General features: G+C 44.3%; 17 protein-coding genes. 4 read left to right on the forward strand and 13 right to left on the reverse strand.

Annotation, left to right across the window (positions count from 1 at the left end; all coding sequences use genetic code 11):
- Positions 1–354 precede the first annotated feature (354 nt).
- The 4 genes from R7Q38_RS14335 (at position 355) to R7Q38_RS14350 (ending at position 4,837) form a co-directional block, all read left to right on the forward strand.
- Positions 355–930 carry a sigma-70 family RNA polymerase sigma factor gene (locus R7Q38_RS14335; protein ID WP_005380528.1) on the forward strand — a complete coding sequence of 192 codons (576 nt, stop codon included), beginning with the start codon at positions 355–357 and terminating at the stop codon, positions 928–930.
- Positions 923–1,654 carry a DUF3379 domain-containing protein gene (locus R7Q38_RS14340; RefSeq protein WP_054576272.1) on the forward strand — a complete coding sequence of 244 codons (732 nt, stop codon included), beginning with the start codon at positions 923–925 and terminating at the stop codon, positions 1,652–1,654. Before R7Q38_RS14335 ends, R7Q38_RS14340 begins: the two co-directional genes overlap by 8 nt.
- Positions 1,655–1,951: 297 nt before the next feature.
- Positions 1,952–3,211, forward strand: coding sequence for an outer membrane protein transport protein (locus R7Q38_RS14345; RefSeq protein WP_005384451.1), 1,260 nt, complete (start codon positions 1,952–1,954; stop codon positions 3,209–3,211).
- 309 nt (positions 3,212–3,520) lie between these two features.
- Complete coding sequence (locus R7Q38_RS14350; RefSeq protein ID WP_047104363.1) at positions 3,521–4,837, forward strand: outer membrane protein transport protein; 1,317 nt, start codon at positions 3,521–3,523, stop codon at positions 4,835–4,837.
- Positions 4,838–4,911: 74 nt separating this feature from the next.
- On the opposite strand, the gene R7Q38_RS14355 is transcribed toward R7Q38_RS14350, so the two are convergent.
- The 13 genes from R7Q38_RS14355 to R7Q38_RS14415 form a co-directional block, all read right to left on the reverse strand.
- Entirely contained in the window at positions 4,912–5,685 is a 774-nt protein-coding gene (locus R7Q38_RS14355) for a VacJ family lipoprotein (protein WP_170893577.1), read from the reverse strand.
- A 216-nt stretch (positions 5,686–5,901) separates the two neighbouring features.
- Positions 5,902–7,116: a c-type cytochrome biogenesis protein CcmI gene (gene ccmI, locus R7Q38_RS14360; protein WP_213969682.1), complete on the reverse strand. Its 1,215-nt coding sequence runs from the start codon at positions 7,114–7,116 to the stop codon at positions 5,902–5,904.
- Positions 7,116–7,601 (reverse strand): cytochrome c-type biogenesis protein, encoded by a 486-nt coding sequence (locus R7Q38_RS14365; RefSeq protein ID WP_005380519.1) that lies wholly within the window; start codon positions 7,599–7,601, stop codon positions 7,116–7,118. The genes ccmI and R7Q38_RS14365 overlap by 1 nt, the downstream gene beginning before the upstream one ends.
- Positions 7,598–8,152, reverse strand: coding sequence for a DsbE family thiol:disulfide interchange protein (locus tag R7Q38_RS14370; protein WP_005380518.1), 555 nt, complete (start codon positions 8,150–8,152; stop codon positions 7,598–7,600). The genes R7Q38_RS14365 and R7Q38_RS14370 overlap by 4 nt, the downstream gene beginning before the upstream one ends.
- 1 nt (position 8,153) lies before the next feature.
- Positions 8,154–10,130, reverse strand: a complete 1,977-nt coding sequence (locus R7Q38_RS14375) for a heme lyase CcmF/NrfE family subunit (RefSeq protein ID WP_017635943.1) — start codon at positions 10,128–10,130, stop codon at positions 8,154–8,156.
- Positions 10,127–10,612 carry a cytochrome c maturation protein CcmE gene (ccmE, locus tag R7Q38_RS14380; protein WP_005380516.1) on the reverse strand — a complete coding sequence of 162 codons (486 nt, stop codon included), beginning with the start codon at positions 10,610–10,612 and terminating at the stop codon, positions 10,127–10,129. The genes R7Q38_RS14375 and ccmE overlap by 4 nt, the downstream gene beginning before the upstream one ends.
- Positions 10,609–10,815, reverse strand: a complete 207-nt coding sequence (gene ccmD / locus R7Q38_RS14385) for a heme exporter protein CcmD (RefSeq protein WP_005380515.1) — start codon at positions 10,813–10,815, stop codon at positions 10,609–10,611. The genes ccmE and ccmD overlap by 4 nt, the downstream gene beginning before the upstream one ends.
- An 11-nt stretch (positions 10,816–10,826) precedes the next feature.
- Positions 10,827–11,570, reverse strand: coding sequence for a heme ABC transporter permease (locus R7Q38_RS14390; RefSeq protein WP_005380513.1), 744 nt, complete (start codon positions 11,568–11,570; stop codon positions 10,827–10,829).
- Between the two features lie 109 nt (positions 11,571–11,679).
- Positions 11,680–12,348, reverse strand: a complete 669-nt coding sequence (gene ccmB / locus R7Q38_RS14395; RefSeq protein WP_005380512.1) for a heme exporter protein CcmB — start codon at positions 12,346–12,348, stop codon at positions 11,680–11,682.
- Between the two features lies 1 nt (position 12,349).
- Entirely contained in the window at positions 12,350–12,967 is a 618-nt protein-coding gene (gene ccmA / locus R7Q38_RS14400; RefSeq protein WP_005380511.1) for a cytochrome c biogenesis heme-transporting ATPase CcmA, read from the reverse strand.
- A 290-nt stretch (positions 12,968–13,257) separates the two neighbouring features.
- The gene (locus R7Q38_RS14405; protein ID WP_025998721.1) at positions 13,258–13,752 is read right to left on the reverse strand and encodes a DUF2802 domain-containing protein; all 495 of its coding nucleotides are present in this window, start codon (positions 13,750–13,752) and stop codon (positions 13,258–13,260) included.
- 13 nt (positions 13,753–13,765) lie between these two features.
- The gene (locus tag R7Q38_RS14410; protein ID WP_005380507.1) at positions 13,766–14,260 is read right to left on the reverse strand and encodes a chemotaxis protein CheW; all 495 of its coding nucleotides are present in this window, start codon (positions 14,258–14,260) and stop codon (positions 13,766–13,768) included.
- A 35-nt stretch (positions 14,261–14,295) separates the two neighbouring features.
- A partial coding sequence (locus R7Q38_RS14415; RefSeq protein WP_248393831.1) for a chemotaxis protein CheW occupies positions 14,296–15,165 on the reverse strand: 870 nt, incomplete at its 5' end.

A 15,165-nucleotide genomic window follows, 5' to 3' on the forward strand; every position in this document is an offset into this window, starting at 1 on the left:
AACCCCTTCACTGCTTGATATTTTGAAATAGATCAATTTTATAGTGATTTTACGAGTTTTAAGCTCACCTAGAGCGATTATTGATTCAAAATAATTCAAGAATCCACCATCAGAAGTCCCTTTTAATGCTCCATCGAGTGAACTTATCCAAGCCATTGATTACTAATGATGATATTGTTAACAATATATATCAATTCGTGTTCGATGATATCTGACATTTGCGTATACACTTTTAGGTAACCACATGGCTTATTGTGTCAAAGGGGTTGCATGACAAATCCTGCAACCAAAACCGCTAAGCGATGAAGCAAGTAAAGTCATGCTCAGAACAAATAAGAAACTCACAGAGCGAGGATGGAGGCTCCTGTGGCCATATTAAAAATGTTTGGAAAGAAAAATTCCAACAGTCCGGTCAACTCTGATATGGACAAGCAAAGAAAATACGAAGCGCTCGTCCGAGGGTATCATCGTGACTTGTACCGCTACGCATATTGGTTGTGCAAAGATAAAGCGGTCGCGGAAGATCTAGTTCAGGAAACCTGTCTTAGAGCTTGGAAGTCACTCGATAGCCTCCAAGACGAAAAAGCTGCCAAGTCTTGGCTCATCACAATATTGAGACGAGAAAATGCGCGCCGCTTCGAACGTAAACAATTTGATTTAGTTGATATCGATGATTACGGCAATGATGCTAAAGTCAGCGATGACTCACATCATCAGCAAGAATGGCTGCAGGCACAGATCATGAAGCTCGATGTTGAATATCGTGAGCCTTTATTTCTCCAAGTTGTCGGTGGTTTCAGTGGAGAAGAAATTGGCGACATTCTTGATTTAAATAAAAACACAGTGATGACTCGACTATTTCGCGCTCGTAATCAACTTAAAGAGATGTTGGATTCTCAAGATACCAAGAGAGGACAAAAGAATGGATGATTTAGAATTTCGTCGTCGTATTTTGTCGGATCCAAAACAAAAGGATGAAGAGATTCTGCAAGCTTTAGCTGGTAGCGACGCCAACAATAAGTTTGTTGATGACGTTTTGGATCTCGATGTAAAAATTAAACAAGCCATGAATGTGGATGTACCCGAAGATCTCGCAGATAAGATTTTATTTAGCCAGACGTCGAGTGCACTTGATGAAGAGAAGGTCGTCAGACCAAACTTTGTCCGCAAAGCAATGGCACTTGCCGCTTCTATTGCGTTCACCGCAGGATTATTCGTTGGTCAAGTAAACTGGGGAAATGTTTTGGTGTCTCCAGCACAAGCCAGTTTAGCGGATACCGCGATGAAACACGTTATTCATGAAGAACCGTTTGTTCGTCATCTTGATGAGGATGTACCGAGCTCGCAAATTAATGCGAAAATGTCGCCATTTCATTACCAGTTTAGTGAAAACTTTCCATATCACGTTTACTACCTAAACCACTGCGGTTTTGGCGAATCCAATGCGGTGCATATGGTGTTCCAAGGTCCAAAAGGTAAAGTAACGTTATTTATTACTGGTATTCCAAGCGAACAAAGTACCGACTTTAGTAAGGATGGCATGACCGGAATCGTTCAGCCCGTCGGGAGTTCAAGCCTGATTTTAGTCGGGGAAGAAGGTGAAAATATTGATGCGATCGCTACGACTCTTGCATCAATGATTAAGCCAATGTAACAACTTCGACGATTTCCAGCCTTCAAAAGGTTAAATGCCGCTAAATGATCTTATTTAGCGGCATTTTTGTATAAATAGAACACAAAACATTCACCACCCCTATCGCATTTAGAGCTTAAACTCTAAATTATGCATTTTAAGTGCAATTTCCCGTCTTTTAGACATCATTTCTGCAATTTTTATTCAATTTTATCCAATGGTCGGATTTGTCCAAGCAACTATTGATACTACTATCTGCGCCACTGAGCAAAAGCTCAATTTATCGTCCAAAGAGACGAATCTAATAAGGAAAAACAAATGACTCAGAACACGCGTCTGTTTAAAAAGACTCTCCTAGCAGTAACGGTAGCTTTTGCCTCAGGTCAATCGATGGCAGCGGGTTTCCAAATCAACGCTCAATCAGCAACTGGCATCGGCCGTGCATTTGCTGGTGATGCAGTAATCGCAGATAATGCAGCAGTAATGGCTCGTAACCCAGCAGCAATGGCTCTGTTTGATAAAATGGAACTGTCGCTAGGTTTCGAAAGCATTACTTCAATGATTGAAGTGAAAGATGCGAAATATAACGTTAATACTCCTTTGGGCTCCAATACTGTAAGTGTTGCTGATACTGATGATGTGGGTGATACGTCAATAGCTCCAAACATTCACCTAATCGTTCCAGTAAATGACAAGTTTGCATGGGGCGTAAACGCATACTCTAATTTCGGCACTAAAACTGAATTTTCAGATAACTACACCGCAACAGAGTACGGTGGTCTTACGGATGTAAAAAGCTTCAACTTTGGATTGGCGGGTTCTTACCGTTTAAACGAACAATGGAGCTTTGGTGCTGGTTTAGATTTAATCTACGGCCAAGGCACAATGAAGCGTACAACTAGCTCTTCAGTCCCAAGGGTTGGCGGTCAAAAAATTCTGGACGTAGATAAAGCTGATGGTTGGGCTGTTGGTTTTAACGTAGGTACTGTGTACGAACTAGATGAAAACAACCGTTTTGGTCTAGCGTATCGTTACAGCCCTGAATTTACGGCAAAAGACGACAAAGGTCAGGAAATCACGCTACCTCTACCAGATATGGCCGAGTTTTCTGGTTTCCACAAAATCCAAGACACTAAGTTTGCTGTACACTACAGCATCCAATACATCGGTTGGAAAGATTTCGACCAAATTGATTTTGAGAACCTAAATCAGGGTTTACTTAAAGGTGGTTACTCGAAAGACTATCAATGGCAAGATGGCTGGCACTACGCAATTGGTGGTACTTACTACCTAAACAACAACTGGACACTTCGTGCTGGTTACATGTACGACACAAGCGCTCAAGATAAAGTAACGTCTATCTCGGTACCAGACTCAGATCGCCAGTGGTTCTCCACAGGTTTCTCTTACCATATTGATAATAGCTCAAACATCGATTTTGGCTTCACGTACTTGTTAGGTGAAGATGTAAAAGTTAATGAGAATACTCAATTAGCTCCTGGTCTTTCTACCGGTGTAACAGCAACAACTCATGCTGATGCAATTCTATTCGGCTTACAATACAGCCGTAGCTTCTAAACGCTTCGCTGTTAGTTAGTAGAAAAATACTTTATATAAAAGGCTGGATTTCCAGCCTTTTTTCATATCTGCGATTTATTGCTCACTCAATTTGAGTGAACACGTGTATCTAAATCTCACAATTAGGACGCACAGCTGTTCGCTGAATTCCGTTTACAAGCCTTTCACAGTTAGATTATTAAACCGCAAAAATAACATTTTAAAGGATAATATTTCAAAAGACCACTTACGCTGGATTTTCATTTCTAAAGTAAAAACTCTACCTTTAAACTTTCGTCCCACGTTATAAACAAATCAGCGAACATTCGAATGAAAACCAACAAGACTCTTCTATCAACAGCAGTGGCATTAAGCCTACTTGGCACAACGGGCATGGCTAACGCAGCAGGTTTCCAACTTGCTGAATATTCTGCAACAGGCCTAGGTCGAGCATATGCTGGTGAAGCTGCAATGGCTGACAACGCAAGTGCACAATGGCGTAACCCAGCAATGCTAACTTATTTGGAAGGCACTCAAGTGTCCGTTGGTGCAATCTATGTGAACCCAAATATTGATATTGAAGGTGATGTAAACTTCCACGGTAGCACTTCTTCTGCATCTTCAGATGACTTCGCACATGATGCAATCATTCCAAACTTCTACCTATCACACCAATATAATGAGAAATTCGCGATTGGTTTGGCATTTGGCACCAACTACGGCATGGAAACCGATTTAGGTAAAGGCTTTGGTGCATCGCACTTCGGTAACGAAGCAAGCGTAACGACAATGGAAGCGAACTTAAACGCAGCTTACAAAGTCAATGAATCAATCAGCGTTGGTGGTGGTATCCGTTACATCATCGGCGAAGGCAGCTTTGGCGCAGCAGCTCCTAAGAATAACGTTGTAGGGTTAAATCCTGAAACTAATCAACCAATCAGTGTTCCTCAAGGTACCGCTCTAAAATACATGGAAGGTGACGATACCGCTTGGGGCTGGCAAGTTGGTACAGCATGGCAGATCAATGAAAATAACCGTATCGGCTTCGCGTACAAATCTGAAGTTGAACTGAAGCTTGAAGGCCATGCTGAAGGTCTTGGTTTTGGCTTCGGCACTTCTGAACGCGACAACGGCTACATGTATCTAAACCTGCCTGCAACGGCTGAGTTGGCAAGCTTCCACCAAGTAACAGACCAACTTGCATTACACGCAAGCGTTAACTGGACGGATTGGAGCTCTTTCGAGAAATTGGAAGCACGTCTAGATACTGCTGGCACGCATATGGTTAAAGTAGAAAACTGGGAAGACAACTATCGCTTTGCTGTTGGTGCTACTTACCAGCTTGATCCTAAGCTAGCGCTACGCACTGGTATTGCATACGATACTTCAGCGGTAAGCGACAAAAACCGTACGATCACTATTCCAGAAACTGACCGCACTTGGCTAAGTATTGGCGCAACGTACGATTGGACGAAAGACTTCAGCCTAGATGCTGGCTTCACCTATATTTTTGCGAAAGACGCACCAATCGTTGAGTCTCGTGGTTACAAGTCAGACGACACTGCAGAACAAGTCGGTGGCCAATTCGTAGGCGAAACTACGGGTAATGTTTGGCTAATCGGTGTTCAAGCAAACTACCGTTTCTAACCAAGCTGCAAAATACAAAAAAGGCTTAGCATCAGCTAAGCCTTTTTTCATTTCTCTATTGTGAAGAACAACGCTTAAAAGTCTTCTAGATATTCATCTAAATACTCTTCTTCTTCGATGTTAACTTCTTCTACCGTTTCAACTTCTGCTTTAAAGTTTTGACGCTGGATATAAACATCGCGAGTTAGAATATATGGATCCGGCGACGAGTCTAGCTGCGCTTCTTGCGGTACTAATAAAGCACGCTTCTCCATTCCTTCAAACGCCCACTTACCCAAACTCGCCCAGAAGTTGAGATAAGAGAGGGGTAAATACGTACTATCTACGGTATCTGTCACTTCACGTAAGGTATACGGACCATAACCTGGAACCATGAAGTAAGGACCATTTCCAACACCATAGTGGCCTACTACATCACTGAACGCTTTCTCGTCGTACTTCGTAATACCCGCGGCACTTGCAATATCGAATAAACCGAAAATACCGAACGTCGAGTTAATCCAAAAACGGTTAAAGTGGTCCACGGCTTTCGTACCATTACCCATGATTAAGTTATTAACCATGCTTGCTGGCTCATCTAAGTTCGATAAGAAGTTAGCAATACCAGAACGAATAGGAACTGGCGTGTATTCTACATACGCAAGTGATACAGGACGAACCAAATACGGATCTAAATATTCGTAGTTGAGTTCCCACATGGTTCGGTTAAAGCCTTCCAACGGGTCATACACATCAGAAGTCGTTTGATTTGTTTCTTGTCCTGTTACTGCTTCATCAGGCGCACTTGAACAGCCAACCAGTCCAACGGCTAACAGCAACAAGAAGGTAGATTTACCCTTGTTATACATTTTATTTTCCATAACGACTATTAATGTACCTAAGTCACCCCGATTAACCATTGTACGTATGTTGAGCAGGATACATAGTAAAGATGACTCAGATATGGGAATAAATAAAGGCCAGCAATCGCTGGCCTTCGGTATTCTACTCGATCGTTTAGAGTCATACCACTAAAGGCAACTGACTCTACCTCGTTGTCATGTTTCAGAGACAGATGTTAACAATTAATACTGCTGATCAATGGTCACTTCTACTGGTGCGCCAAATTCAACGACGTCACTTTCTCCGTGCCAATCTTGATCACGCGTTGCTACGTTACCGTCAGAATCTACACGCACACGGACGATTAGCTTATCGAGTGAAGATAACTTTTGCCCTTGCATCATGGCATTGCCATCATCTAATACGACTGTGCGAGGGAAAGTACCTAGCGGATAACGAGCAGCAGCCACAGGCATTGGGGAGCCATCTGAACGATGTACTGACACAATCAGAACTGCGTTTGGATCCAACTGAGCATTTGGTGCCACATCAATTGTCACAGCTACACTCTTATCCTGTGAAACCGCTTCGCCCATTTGCTTACGAGCACTCTCAATACTGCGTGACAACATCTCGTAGCGGCTATCTTCTGGACCAATCATTTGCTGCATGATTCCCCAGTACTTGATGGCAGCCGGGAAGTCTTGACGCTCAAACGCATCGAACGCTAACAAAGAAAACACACGCAGATCGACATAGTCTTGCTGCATCAGCTTGCCGAGTAATGAGCGAGCCGTCGCTTGATCCATTTCCTCTTGAGACAGCATCAGAGCTTGTGCATAACCCAACATCACATCTGGGTCTTTTGGCTCTAGGCGGTACGATTTTTCCATCGCATCGATAGCTGTGGTGACATCACGATTTGCTAACGCAATACGACCTAGCAGTAACCAACCTGTCGAGTCTTCCGGCTGGTAATGTAAGCGAGTTCGAAGGGCTAGGGTCAAATCCGCCATTTCATCGTCACTCAGCGGCTCAGAAGAAGCCGACATCAGCTTTTTCGATAACTCAGGTAGATTTGCAGACACTTCTTGCCATTGAACAATATCGTCTGACGCGCCAAATTTATAATACAAACCATAGCTCAGCACCACCGTCAGAATTACCGATGGAACTAAAACCGCGATTGGAGAAACCTTGGTTTCTTTTTGCGCTTTATCACCAGGGATATCGTCAAGCAGTGATTGCTTTAGATCAGAAATCAGTTCGTCTTCACTTTCAACCAGACCTTCGTCAGTTTCTTCTGCAAGCTCAGATAGTCGGTCTTTATAAAATGCCTTGTTGAGCTCATCGCGTAACACATCATCATTGTTCGCTTTTTGTTTAAGCAGCGGCAAAGCCACCAGCGCACAAGCAATAAGCGTGAGAGCAACGGTGGAAATCCAAAATAGTGTCATTACTTCTTATCTCCGTTGTTCTCTTCTTCAAGCAATGCTTTTAAACGAGCTTCTTTTTGCTCATCCCATTGCTCGTCACTGCTCGCTTTTGCCTTAACTTTAGATTTACGGCTACGCAGTACAATCAAACCAAAACCACCCAGTACTACAGCGAGTGGCCCTAGCCACAAAATCGCAGTCGCGACCGTAAATGGTGGGTTGTAAGTCACGAAGTTACCGTAACGGGCGATCATGTAATCAACAATCTCATCTTTGGACTTACCTTCTTTGGTCATTTCGTACACCTTATGGCGTAAGTCCTGAGCAAGTTCAGCGTTAGAATCCGAGATCGTGTTGTTCTGACATTTAGGGCAACGGAGCGTATGGCTTAACTCTTTGAACTGCTGTTCTTGTTCCAAGTTATCGAACTCGTACACTTCAATGGCCGCATGAGCAGCAAGAGATAATGTCATCGCAGCAAAAACGGCAAGAATTAGCTTTCTCATTGCTTCGCCTCCTCAACCAATTTGTTGTAAAGCGGCTCCAGTGTTTCTGACCAATTACGTGGGTTTACATCCCCTACATGGCGATAGCGAATCACACCATTTGCATCAATAATGAATGTTTCTGGAGCACCATAAACGCCAAGGTCAAGGCCAAGCATACCACTGCCATCAAATAGGCTGATCAAGTACGGGTTGCCGAGATCATTCAGCCAACCTATTGCTTTATTACGATCATCTTTGTAATTCATACCGATGATCTTAACGCCCTTACCCGCCAATTCGTTTAGGTATTTATGCTCTGCATAACACGTTGGGCACCACGTTGCCCAAACGTTCAAGAGCAACGGTTCACCTTTAAAAATTGATTGGTCGTACTGTTTTCCGGGCTCAGCCAGGTCTTCTAAATGAAATTCAGGAACTGGCTTGCCAACCAAAACCGACTCCAATTTAGTTGGATCATCGCCCTCTTGGTTACGCATTAATTGTGTTGCGAAAATGCCCGCTAGAATCATGAAAGCGACAAGCGGAATAAATAAGATTTTCTTATTCATGTTATGCCTCCTGCTCTTTTGACTTCGCGTTTTTCTTCGGCGATTTACGGAAGCGGTAGCGTTTATCAGAAATCGCTAGTGCGCCGCCTAATGCCATAATCAAAGAGCCAGCCCAAATCCATCGAACGAACGGTTTATAGTAAATACGAACAGCCCAAGATCGGTTGTCGTCTAAACGTTCACCCATTGCAATGTATAAGTCGCGGCTAATACCACGGTCAATGGCTGCTTCAGTCATCATAGACTTAGCCGTACGGTAGAAGCGCTTCTCTGCGTGAAGCGTATTCACGTATTTGCCATCGTGTGTGATCTCAAAGTCTGCGATGTAGCCATCGTAGTTTGGACCATCTTTATCACGCAAGCCTGAGAAGTAGAAATCATAGCCTTGAATTTGGAAGTGTTCGCCAGGTGCTAAACGTACATCACGCTCGATGCTGTAGTTCTGTACCATCGCAATACCGATAACAGATACCGCCAGACCAACATGACCCAACATCATTGCCCAGTGGCTACGTTGCAGCTTGCGAACACCTTCACTAAAGCTATGACGGTGCGTTGCGCGCTCGTACAGTTCAAAGCCATGCATCGCAATAATCCAAATCGCCATCACCCAACCAATGTAAGCCATGGTTGAGAAGAAATCGGCAAACAGGTACACGCATAGCGCGGCCAAGGCGAAAGCAAGCACACCTGAAACGAGCATTGGTTTCACAAGTTTAGATAAATTGTCTCGCTTCCAGCGAATAAGAGGACCAATACCAAGCAGAAAAGCAAATGGCATCATTAACCACGCAAATAGCATGTCAAAGAATGGCGCACCGATAGAGACCGACCCCAAACCAAGCTGCTTGTGTACGAGCGGCAACAGTGTCCCCACTAACACCACAACAAGAGCGGCGATAAGTAATACGTTGTTGGCTAAGAGCGCATTTTCACGTGAGACTAAGTCGAAGTTACCTCGTACACGCACTGCTGCCCCTTTTACGGCAAACAGCAATAAAGAGCCGCCGATAACGAAAACGAGGAAGCCTAGAATAAACATACCGCGCGACGGGTCAGACGCGAACGCGTGCACCGATACTAAAATACCGGAACGGACTAAGAAGGTGCCCAACAAACTCAACGAAAATGCAGAGATTGCCAATAGTACCGTCCACGCTTTAAATGTGCCGCGTTTTTCTGTCACGGCAAGAGAGTGCATTAATGCGGTACCCGCTAACCAAGGCATGAATGATGCGTTTTCTACTGGGTCCCAGAACCACCAGCCACCCCAGCCAAGTTCGTAGTAAGCCCACCAAGAACCTAGTGCGATACCAAGTGTTAAAAATACCCATGCAGCGGTTGTCCAAGGACGAGACCAACGAGCCCAAGCCGTATCAAGGCGTCCGGTCATTAGGGATGCGATCGCAAAAGAGAATGCAACCGAGAAACCAACATAGCCCATGTAAAGCATTGGCGGGTGAACAATCAAACCCGGGTCTTGAAGCAGAGGGTTCAAGTCACGTCCGTCAACCGGGAAGAACGGTAACGTACGTAGGAATGGGTTCGACGTTAGGATGATAAACAGTAGGAAACCCACTGAGATCATGCCCATAACAGCAAGTACACGTGCAACCGACTCTTGCGGCATACCACGACTAAACGTCGCTACAGCGACAGTCCAAGCAGCTTGGATTAACACCCATAGCAACAGTGAACCTTCGTGTGCACCCCATACTGCGGTTAAACGGTAGTACCAAGGAAGCTGACTATTCGAGTTGCTCGCTACATACTGTAACGTGAAGTCGTTGGTATAAAATCCCCAACATAAAATGGCGAAAGAGAACAACAGCATCAGGAACATAGACCAAGATAGCGGTCGCGCTGTGTTCATGAGCATGGTGTTATTATTCGATGCTCCCCACAATGGCAATACGCTCAACAGCACTGCCATTGCAAGCGAAAGAATGAGAGCAAAGTGACCGATTTCAGCAATCATTGGCCGCTTCCTTGTTTCTGTTCGGTGCTGTATTGAAGCGGTTCATGCGTTTTCTTCATCGCTTCTGCAATTTCTGGTGGCATGTATTCTTCATCGTGCTTCGCTAGGACCTCAAATGCCTCAACTGTCGTGGCATCTTTCAGTACACCTTGAGCAACAATACCCTGCCCTTCACGGAACAAGTCAGGAAGAATACCGTCATAGGTAATCGTCACTTTCGGACCGACATCGTGCAGGTCAAAACTCACTTTCAAAGAATTAGGATCTCGACGAACTGAGCCCACAACCACCATTCCACCGATACGCAGACGCTGGCCTACTTCTGGCTTGGTGCCATCTGGCTTACCATTAACCAATTCCGTTGGAGTATAGAAAAGGTCCATATTTTGGTTAAGCGCATAAAGTATCAAACCAATGGTGGCACTAATACCGATAAAGATCGCTAGTACAATACCTAGCCTCTTTTTACGTCTCGGGTTCATAAGGTGTTCTCCATGTTCTTCGCTGCGTCGATACGAGCTTGACGGTCAATTTTTGCTTTCACTTCTTTCAATAATGCATCACCGCGTCGAAGGCTAGTGATCAGAAGAATCAGCATGGATAAGAAAGTAATACCAAACGCACTCCATACGTATGATGCGTAGCCACCCATGGCAAAAAAGTCGCTCAGAGATTCAAAATGCATAATCAGTTACCTCACTGAGTTTGTTCTGTTGCGAGTTTGCGCACCCAAGGGCGGTGACTTTCTTTACTGATGATTTCGTTACGAAAACGGACCATCGTCACGGCACCAAAGAAGAACGCAAAGCCAAAGATGTTCAGCAATAACGGCCAAAGCATGTCGGATGAAATAGAAGGTTGTTCAAATTTCGTGATCGTCGCACCTTGATGAAGCGTGTTCCACCATTCCACGGAAAAGTGAATGATAGGTAGGTTTACTACGCCTACGATCGCTAAAATACCAGCAGCTTTTGCGGCGGTTTTTTGATCGTCAAACGCATGGTAAAGCGCAATCACACCAAGGTAGAGAAATAGAAGAATCAATTCAGATGTAAGACGGGCATCCCATACCCACCAAGTGCCCCACATAGGCTTGCCCCAAACAGCACCTGTAAGTAGAGCAATAAAAGTAAATACTGCACCAATCGGAGCCATCGCAAGTGCCGCCATATCAGATAGGCGAACTTGCCATACTAGGCCAATAAATGCAGCGATCGCCATCGACATATAAACGCCCATAGACCAAATAGCTGATGGGACATGAATGTAGATGATTCGGAAACTGTCACCTTGTTGGTAATCTGAAGGCGCAAATGCAAGCCCCCAAACCGTACCAACCGATAAGCATACGAGGGCCAATACAGAAAACCAAGGCAGAAACTTACCACTCAAACGATAAGCTGCTTCTGGCTTGGCATAAGGATGTAGCCATTTCCACATGTTTTGTTCTCACTCTTACTTCTGGGACACTGTCTAAAGGGTTGAGACCGTAGCAGTGCTTTAATAATAATTCTTTGATCAAGCGCCGCTTCACTGGCACTTTATTGAGTCAGTTAACACTAACTCGCAATGCGGCACTAATGGCAAAAGGCGTTAATGTCATCGCCCCCATTAGCATCGCACCTAAAATCGCTAGTTGACCGTTATACGCCATACCGAGTGCGGCAGCATCAATTGCCGATGTTGCGAAAATCAAAATTGGGATGTAGAGCGGAAGAATAAGCAAACTCAAAAGAACGCCACCCTTTTGCAACCCAACAGTCAACGCCACACCAATGGCGCCAATAAAACTTAGTGTTGGTGTACCGATCATCAAGGTTAATACAACCGATAGCCAAGTATTGAAGTCGAGCGAAAGTAAAACCGCCAATAATGGGCTAATTAAAATCAGAGGTAACCCTGTTAACAACCAATGTGCTATGACCTTTGAAACCACTACAAGTTGCAATGGAATCGGCATTAGCATCATTTGTTCTAGTGCACCGTCTTGAAAATCATCACGAAATAGACGCTCTAATGATAATAAGGCAGACAGCAATGCGGCAACCCAAACGATGCCCGCTGCAATACGTGCTAACAAATTAGGTTCTGGTCCAATACTCAGAGGAAAGAGAGTAATGACAATAATAAAGAACCACAGCGGGTTCAGAATGTCTGCCTGACGGCGAAATGCGATTAGGAGCTCACGACGAATGATGGTGGTCATCGAGGAAATCATATCAGTCACCCAGCTTTATTTTTCTAAGTTTCGGGCTGTCCGCAAACATATCTTGATGCGTCGTCAACACAACAATACCGCCATTATCAGCATGACTTGCGAACAAAGATTCAAGCACCTTGACACCTTGCTTATCAATGGCAGTCAACGGCTCATCTAAGATCCATAAAATTTGCTTACTGAGCCATAACCTTGCCAATGCGACTCGTCGTTGCTGACCTGCGGAAAGTTGTGCTACAGGCACATCTTCTCGACCAGCTAATCCTACTTGAGTCAAAGCGATAAAGATTTCTTCGTCTGAAGAGCGATTATTTTGAATAGATTGATAAAAACGTAAGTTTTCTAATGCGGTAAGCTCTCGTTTCACTCCTGTTTGATGTCCTAAGAAAAGCAGATCTTGATGGAAAACATCACGAGATTTTTCAACCTCTTCGCCTTTCCATTTAATGACACCTTCTTCTCTATCACCTAACCCTGTCACAATCCGTAGCAATGTAGTTTTACCAGTACCATTACGCCCTTCGATCTGGACCAATTCACCAGGCTTAATTTCAAACTGCAGGTTTTCAAACAGAACCCTTTCATCACGGATTGCTGTCAGGTTAGACACTTCTAACATAGAGCTTCAACTAAAAAATGAACGAGCCGCTATATTAGCACAGCTTAGTTATGACAAAACAGGATAAGAGGGCTAGGTTACATGTAAGTTCATGTATTTTTGTTAATTAATCATCACACTTTAATAAAATTAACTATAAGTAGTTATAAGCGCTCATTTTGAATTTGAGAGGCCAGAGCTAAGAGCAAGATCGACTGAAGGTTATCTAGGGTTGTATTTAAGAAGAGCATTAGCGGCTAAAAACAAAAAAAGAGGCGTAATAACGCCTCTTTTTTATCGCTTGATAACCTTTAGCGTCGACGACGTCCACGCGCTGGATATTCTGCGTCATCTGATGGCTGACCACTTAATGGTGGAATCTTCTCTTTCCCCGCCAGTTTCTTCTGCAGTGAAAGCATCAACTCAGCTTCGGCTTTTGGTAGTTCGCACTCTTCAATCAGCTCGTTGATATCAGCGCCAAGCTGTACCATTTTAGAAGCGCGACTGTACAAGCGACCATCAGTATCAGCGTGTTCGAGTTCGCGAATTCTCTCGTTTAAGTGCTGAATAATGTCCTGTTGCTCCGTCACTTTTTGCCCAAGACCAACGACAACCGAGCGCACTTCGAGTAACTGCTTACTCAACTTTTGCACTTCTTTATCTGCGTGTCGAGATTGAGCTCGTTGTTGGTCTAACTGCTTTTGTAACCCCGAGCGAATCCGCAGTTGCAAAACAACCAATACTAACACGATAAAAGCGACGCCACCCGCAAGGAATGGAGCAGATAAAAGAGTCTCTTCAGCCATCATCATTCAGCCATTAAAGGTGAGCCATCTCGTCCCACTCATCATCTGTTAGCAGCTTGTTCAAATCCACAAGGATAAGAAGCTTGCCGTCACGGTTGCTCACACCCTGGATGAACTTCGCACTCTCGTCGGTACCAACTGAAGGCGTCGTATCAATTTCAGAAGAACGCAGATAAACAACTTCTGCCACGCTATCTACTAAGATACCAATCACTTGACGCTCAGACTCGATCACAATAATACGAGTGTTGTCGGTGACTTCGCCTTCCATCAGGCCAAAACGTGAACGTGTATCGATAACAGTAACTACATTACCGCGTAGGTTGATGATACCAAGTACATAATCTGGTGCACCTGGAACAGGGGCAATTTCAGTATAACGAAGTACTTCACGAACTTGCATTACGTTGATGCCGTACGTTTCTTCTTCTAGCTGGAACGTCACCCACTGAAGAACTTCGTCATTCGATGCATCTTTCTTCACTTCTACTTCAAAAGCTTGAGACATAGTTAATCCTCGTTAATGTCGTTCCCGACTTAAATCTAATTCAGTGATTTGACATCTAAACCGGCGTTTAGCATGTCAATGAGCGCCTGGACATGAATTAAGGCACACATTTTTTCTTTTACCATGCCCGCTAGCCAAGGGCGTTTACCCGCCTGCTCACGCCAGCGAACCTTGTCGATATTAAGCGTTTCAGTCCCCATTAATTGGTTACTGGCCAACCCCCACATGCTCTCACCAAGCATGACGACATATTGGTAGTTATCTTTATAGCTATCATCACGAAGCTTATCTGCCATCACCCATTTCGCGGTATCGACGACATCAAACTGCTGCTCGCGATTTGTTTGTAGCCCCAAATACCAGGCGGGTTTTCCTATCAAATGGTTAAGCTCGCTAATGCGATGAATACCACCTAACTCATCAAGAGGTACAGCAAACGTGACACCATTCACATCAAAGTAAAGAACTTGGAAGTCCTCACTTCGCTTCGTGCTTTCCCAGACCGTTGGTATATCGGAATCTGCTTGTGTTTCGAGTTCAGTATCGACGTTCGATTCTATATTGATACTTTGTTCGATCACTGCGTGAGGTTCATCCACCTCTGGTTGCGCTTCCTCAAAAACTGGCTCATCAATCACCCAGTCCTGTATTTCCTCAACACCCTGAAGCTCAGGCACCTCACTAAAGGTTTGTACCTCAGGCTCAGCCGCTTTTATCTCTGCTGCAATATCAATCGTATTTTGTTCAAGAATACTATCAATATCCAACTCAGCCACTGGGTTGCTTGCTTCAAGCTGACTTAATAGCCTTTGAACATCTTCCAGGTTTGGAGCTTCCAACTCTGGCGGATATGTTTCTTGAAACTGGTACGTTTCTGGCTCCGAGTATTGTAGCTGTAATTCTGG

Source organism: Vibrio sp. Vb0598 (assembly GCF_033338935.1).
GTDB lineage: Bacteria > Pseudomonadota > Gammaproteobacteria > Enterobacterales > Vibrionaceae > Vibrio > Vibrio alginolyticus.

What these genes read in the sequence shown, in the direction of transcription:
- R7Q38_RS14335 (WP_005380528.1), top strand. Translation starts at nt 355, where the DNA reads ATGGAGGCTCCTGTGGCCATATTAAAAATGTTTGGAAAGAAAAATTCC.
- R7Q38_RS14340 (WP_054576272.1), top strand. Translation starts at nt 923, where the DNA reads ATGGATGATTTAGAATTTCGTCGTCGTATTTTGTCGGATCCAAAACAA.
- R7Q38_RS14345 (WP_005384451.1), top strand. Translation starts at nt 1,952, where the DNA reads ATGACTCAGAACACGCGTCTGTTTAAAAAGACTCTCCTAGCAGTAACG.
- R7Q38_RS14350 (WP_047104363.1), top strand. Translation starts at nt 3,521, where the DNA reads ATGAAAACCAACAAGACTCTTCTATCAACAGCAGTGGCATTAAGCCTA.
- R7Q38_RS14355 (WP_170893577.1), bottom strand. Translation starts at nt 5,685, where the DNA reads ATGTATAACAAGGGTAAATCTACCTTCTTGTTGCTGTTAGCCGTTGGA.
- ccmI (WP_213969682.1), bottom strand. Translation starts at nt 7,116, where the DNA reads ATGACACTATTTTGGATTTCCACCGTTGCTCTCACGCTTATTGCTTGT.
- R7Q38_RS14365 (WP_005380519.1), bottom strand. Translation starts at nt 7,601, where the DNA reads ATGAGAAAGCTAATTCTTGCCGTTTTTGCTGCGATGACATTATCTCTT.
- R7Q38_RS14370 (WP_005380518.1), bottom strand. Translation starts at nt 8,152, where the DNA reads ATGAATAAGAAAATCTTATTTATTCCGCTTGTCGCTTTCATGATTCTA.
- R7Q38_RS14375 (WP_017635943.1), bottom strand. Translation starts at nt 10,130, where the DNA reads ATGATTGCTGAAATCGGTCACTTTGCTCTCATTCTTTCGCTTGCAATG.
- ccmE (WP_005380516.1), bottom strand. Translation starts at nt 10,612, where the DNA reads ATGAACCCGAGACGTAAAAAGAGGCTAGGTATTGTACTAGCGATCTTT.
- ccmD (WP_005380515.1), bottom strand. Translation starts at nt 10,815, where the DNA reads ATGCATTTTGAATCTCTGAGCGACTTTTTTGCCATGGGTGGCTACGCA.
- R7Q38_RS14390 (WP_005380513.1), bottom strand. Translation starts at nt 11,570, where the DNA reads ATGTGGAAATGGCTACATCCTTATGCCAAGCCAGAAGCAGCTTATCGT.
- ccmB (WP_005380512.1), bottom strand. Translation starts at nt 12,348, where the DNA reads ATGATTTCCTCGATGACCACCATCATTCGTCGTGAGCTCCTAATCGCA.
- ccmA (WP_005380511.1), bottom strand. Translation starts at nt 12,967, where the DNA reads ATGTTAGAAGTGTCTAACCTGACAGCAATCCGTGATGAAAGGGTTCTG.
- R7Q38_RS14405 (WP_025998721.1), bottom strand. Translation starts at nt 13,752, where the DNA reads ATGGCTGAAGAGACTCTTTTATCTGCTCCATTCCTTGCGGGTGGCGTC.
- R7Q38_RS14410 (WP_005380507.1), bottom strand. Translation starts at nt 14,260, where the DNA reads ATGTCTCAAGCTTTTGAAGTAGAAGTGAAGAAAGATGCATCGAATGAC.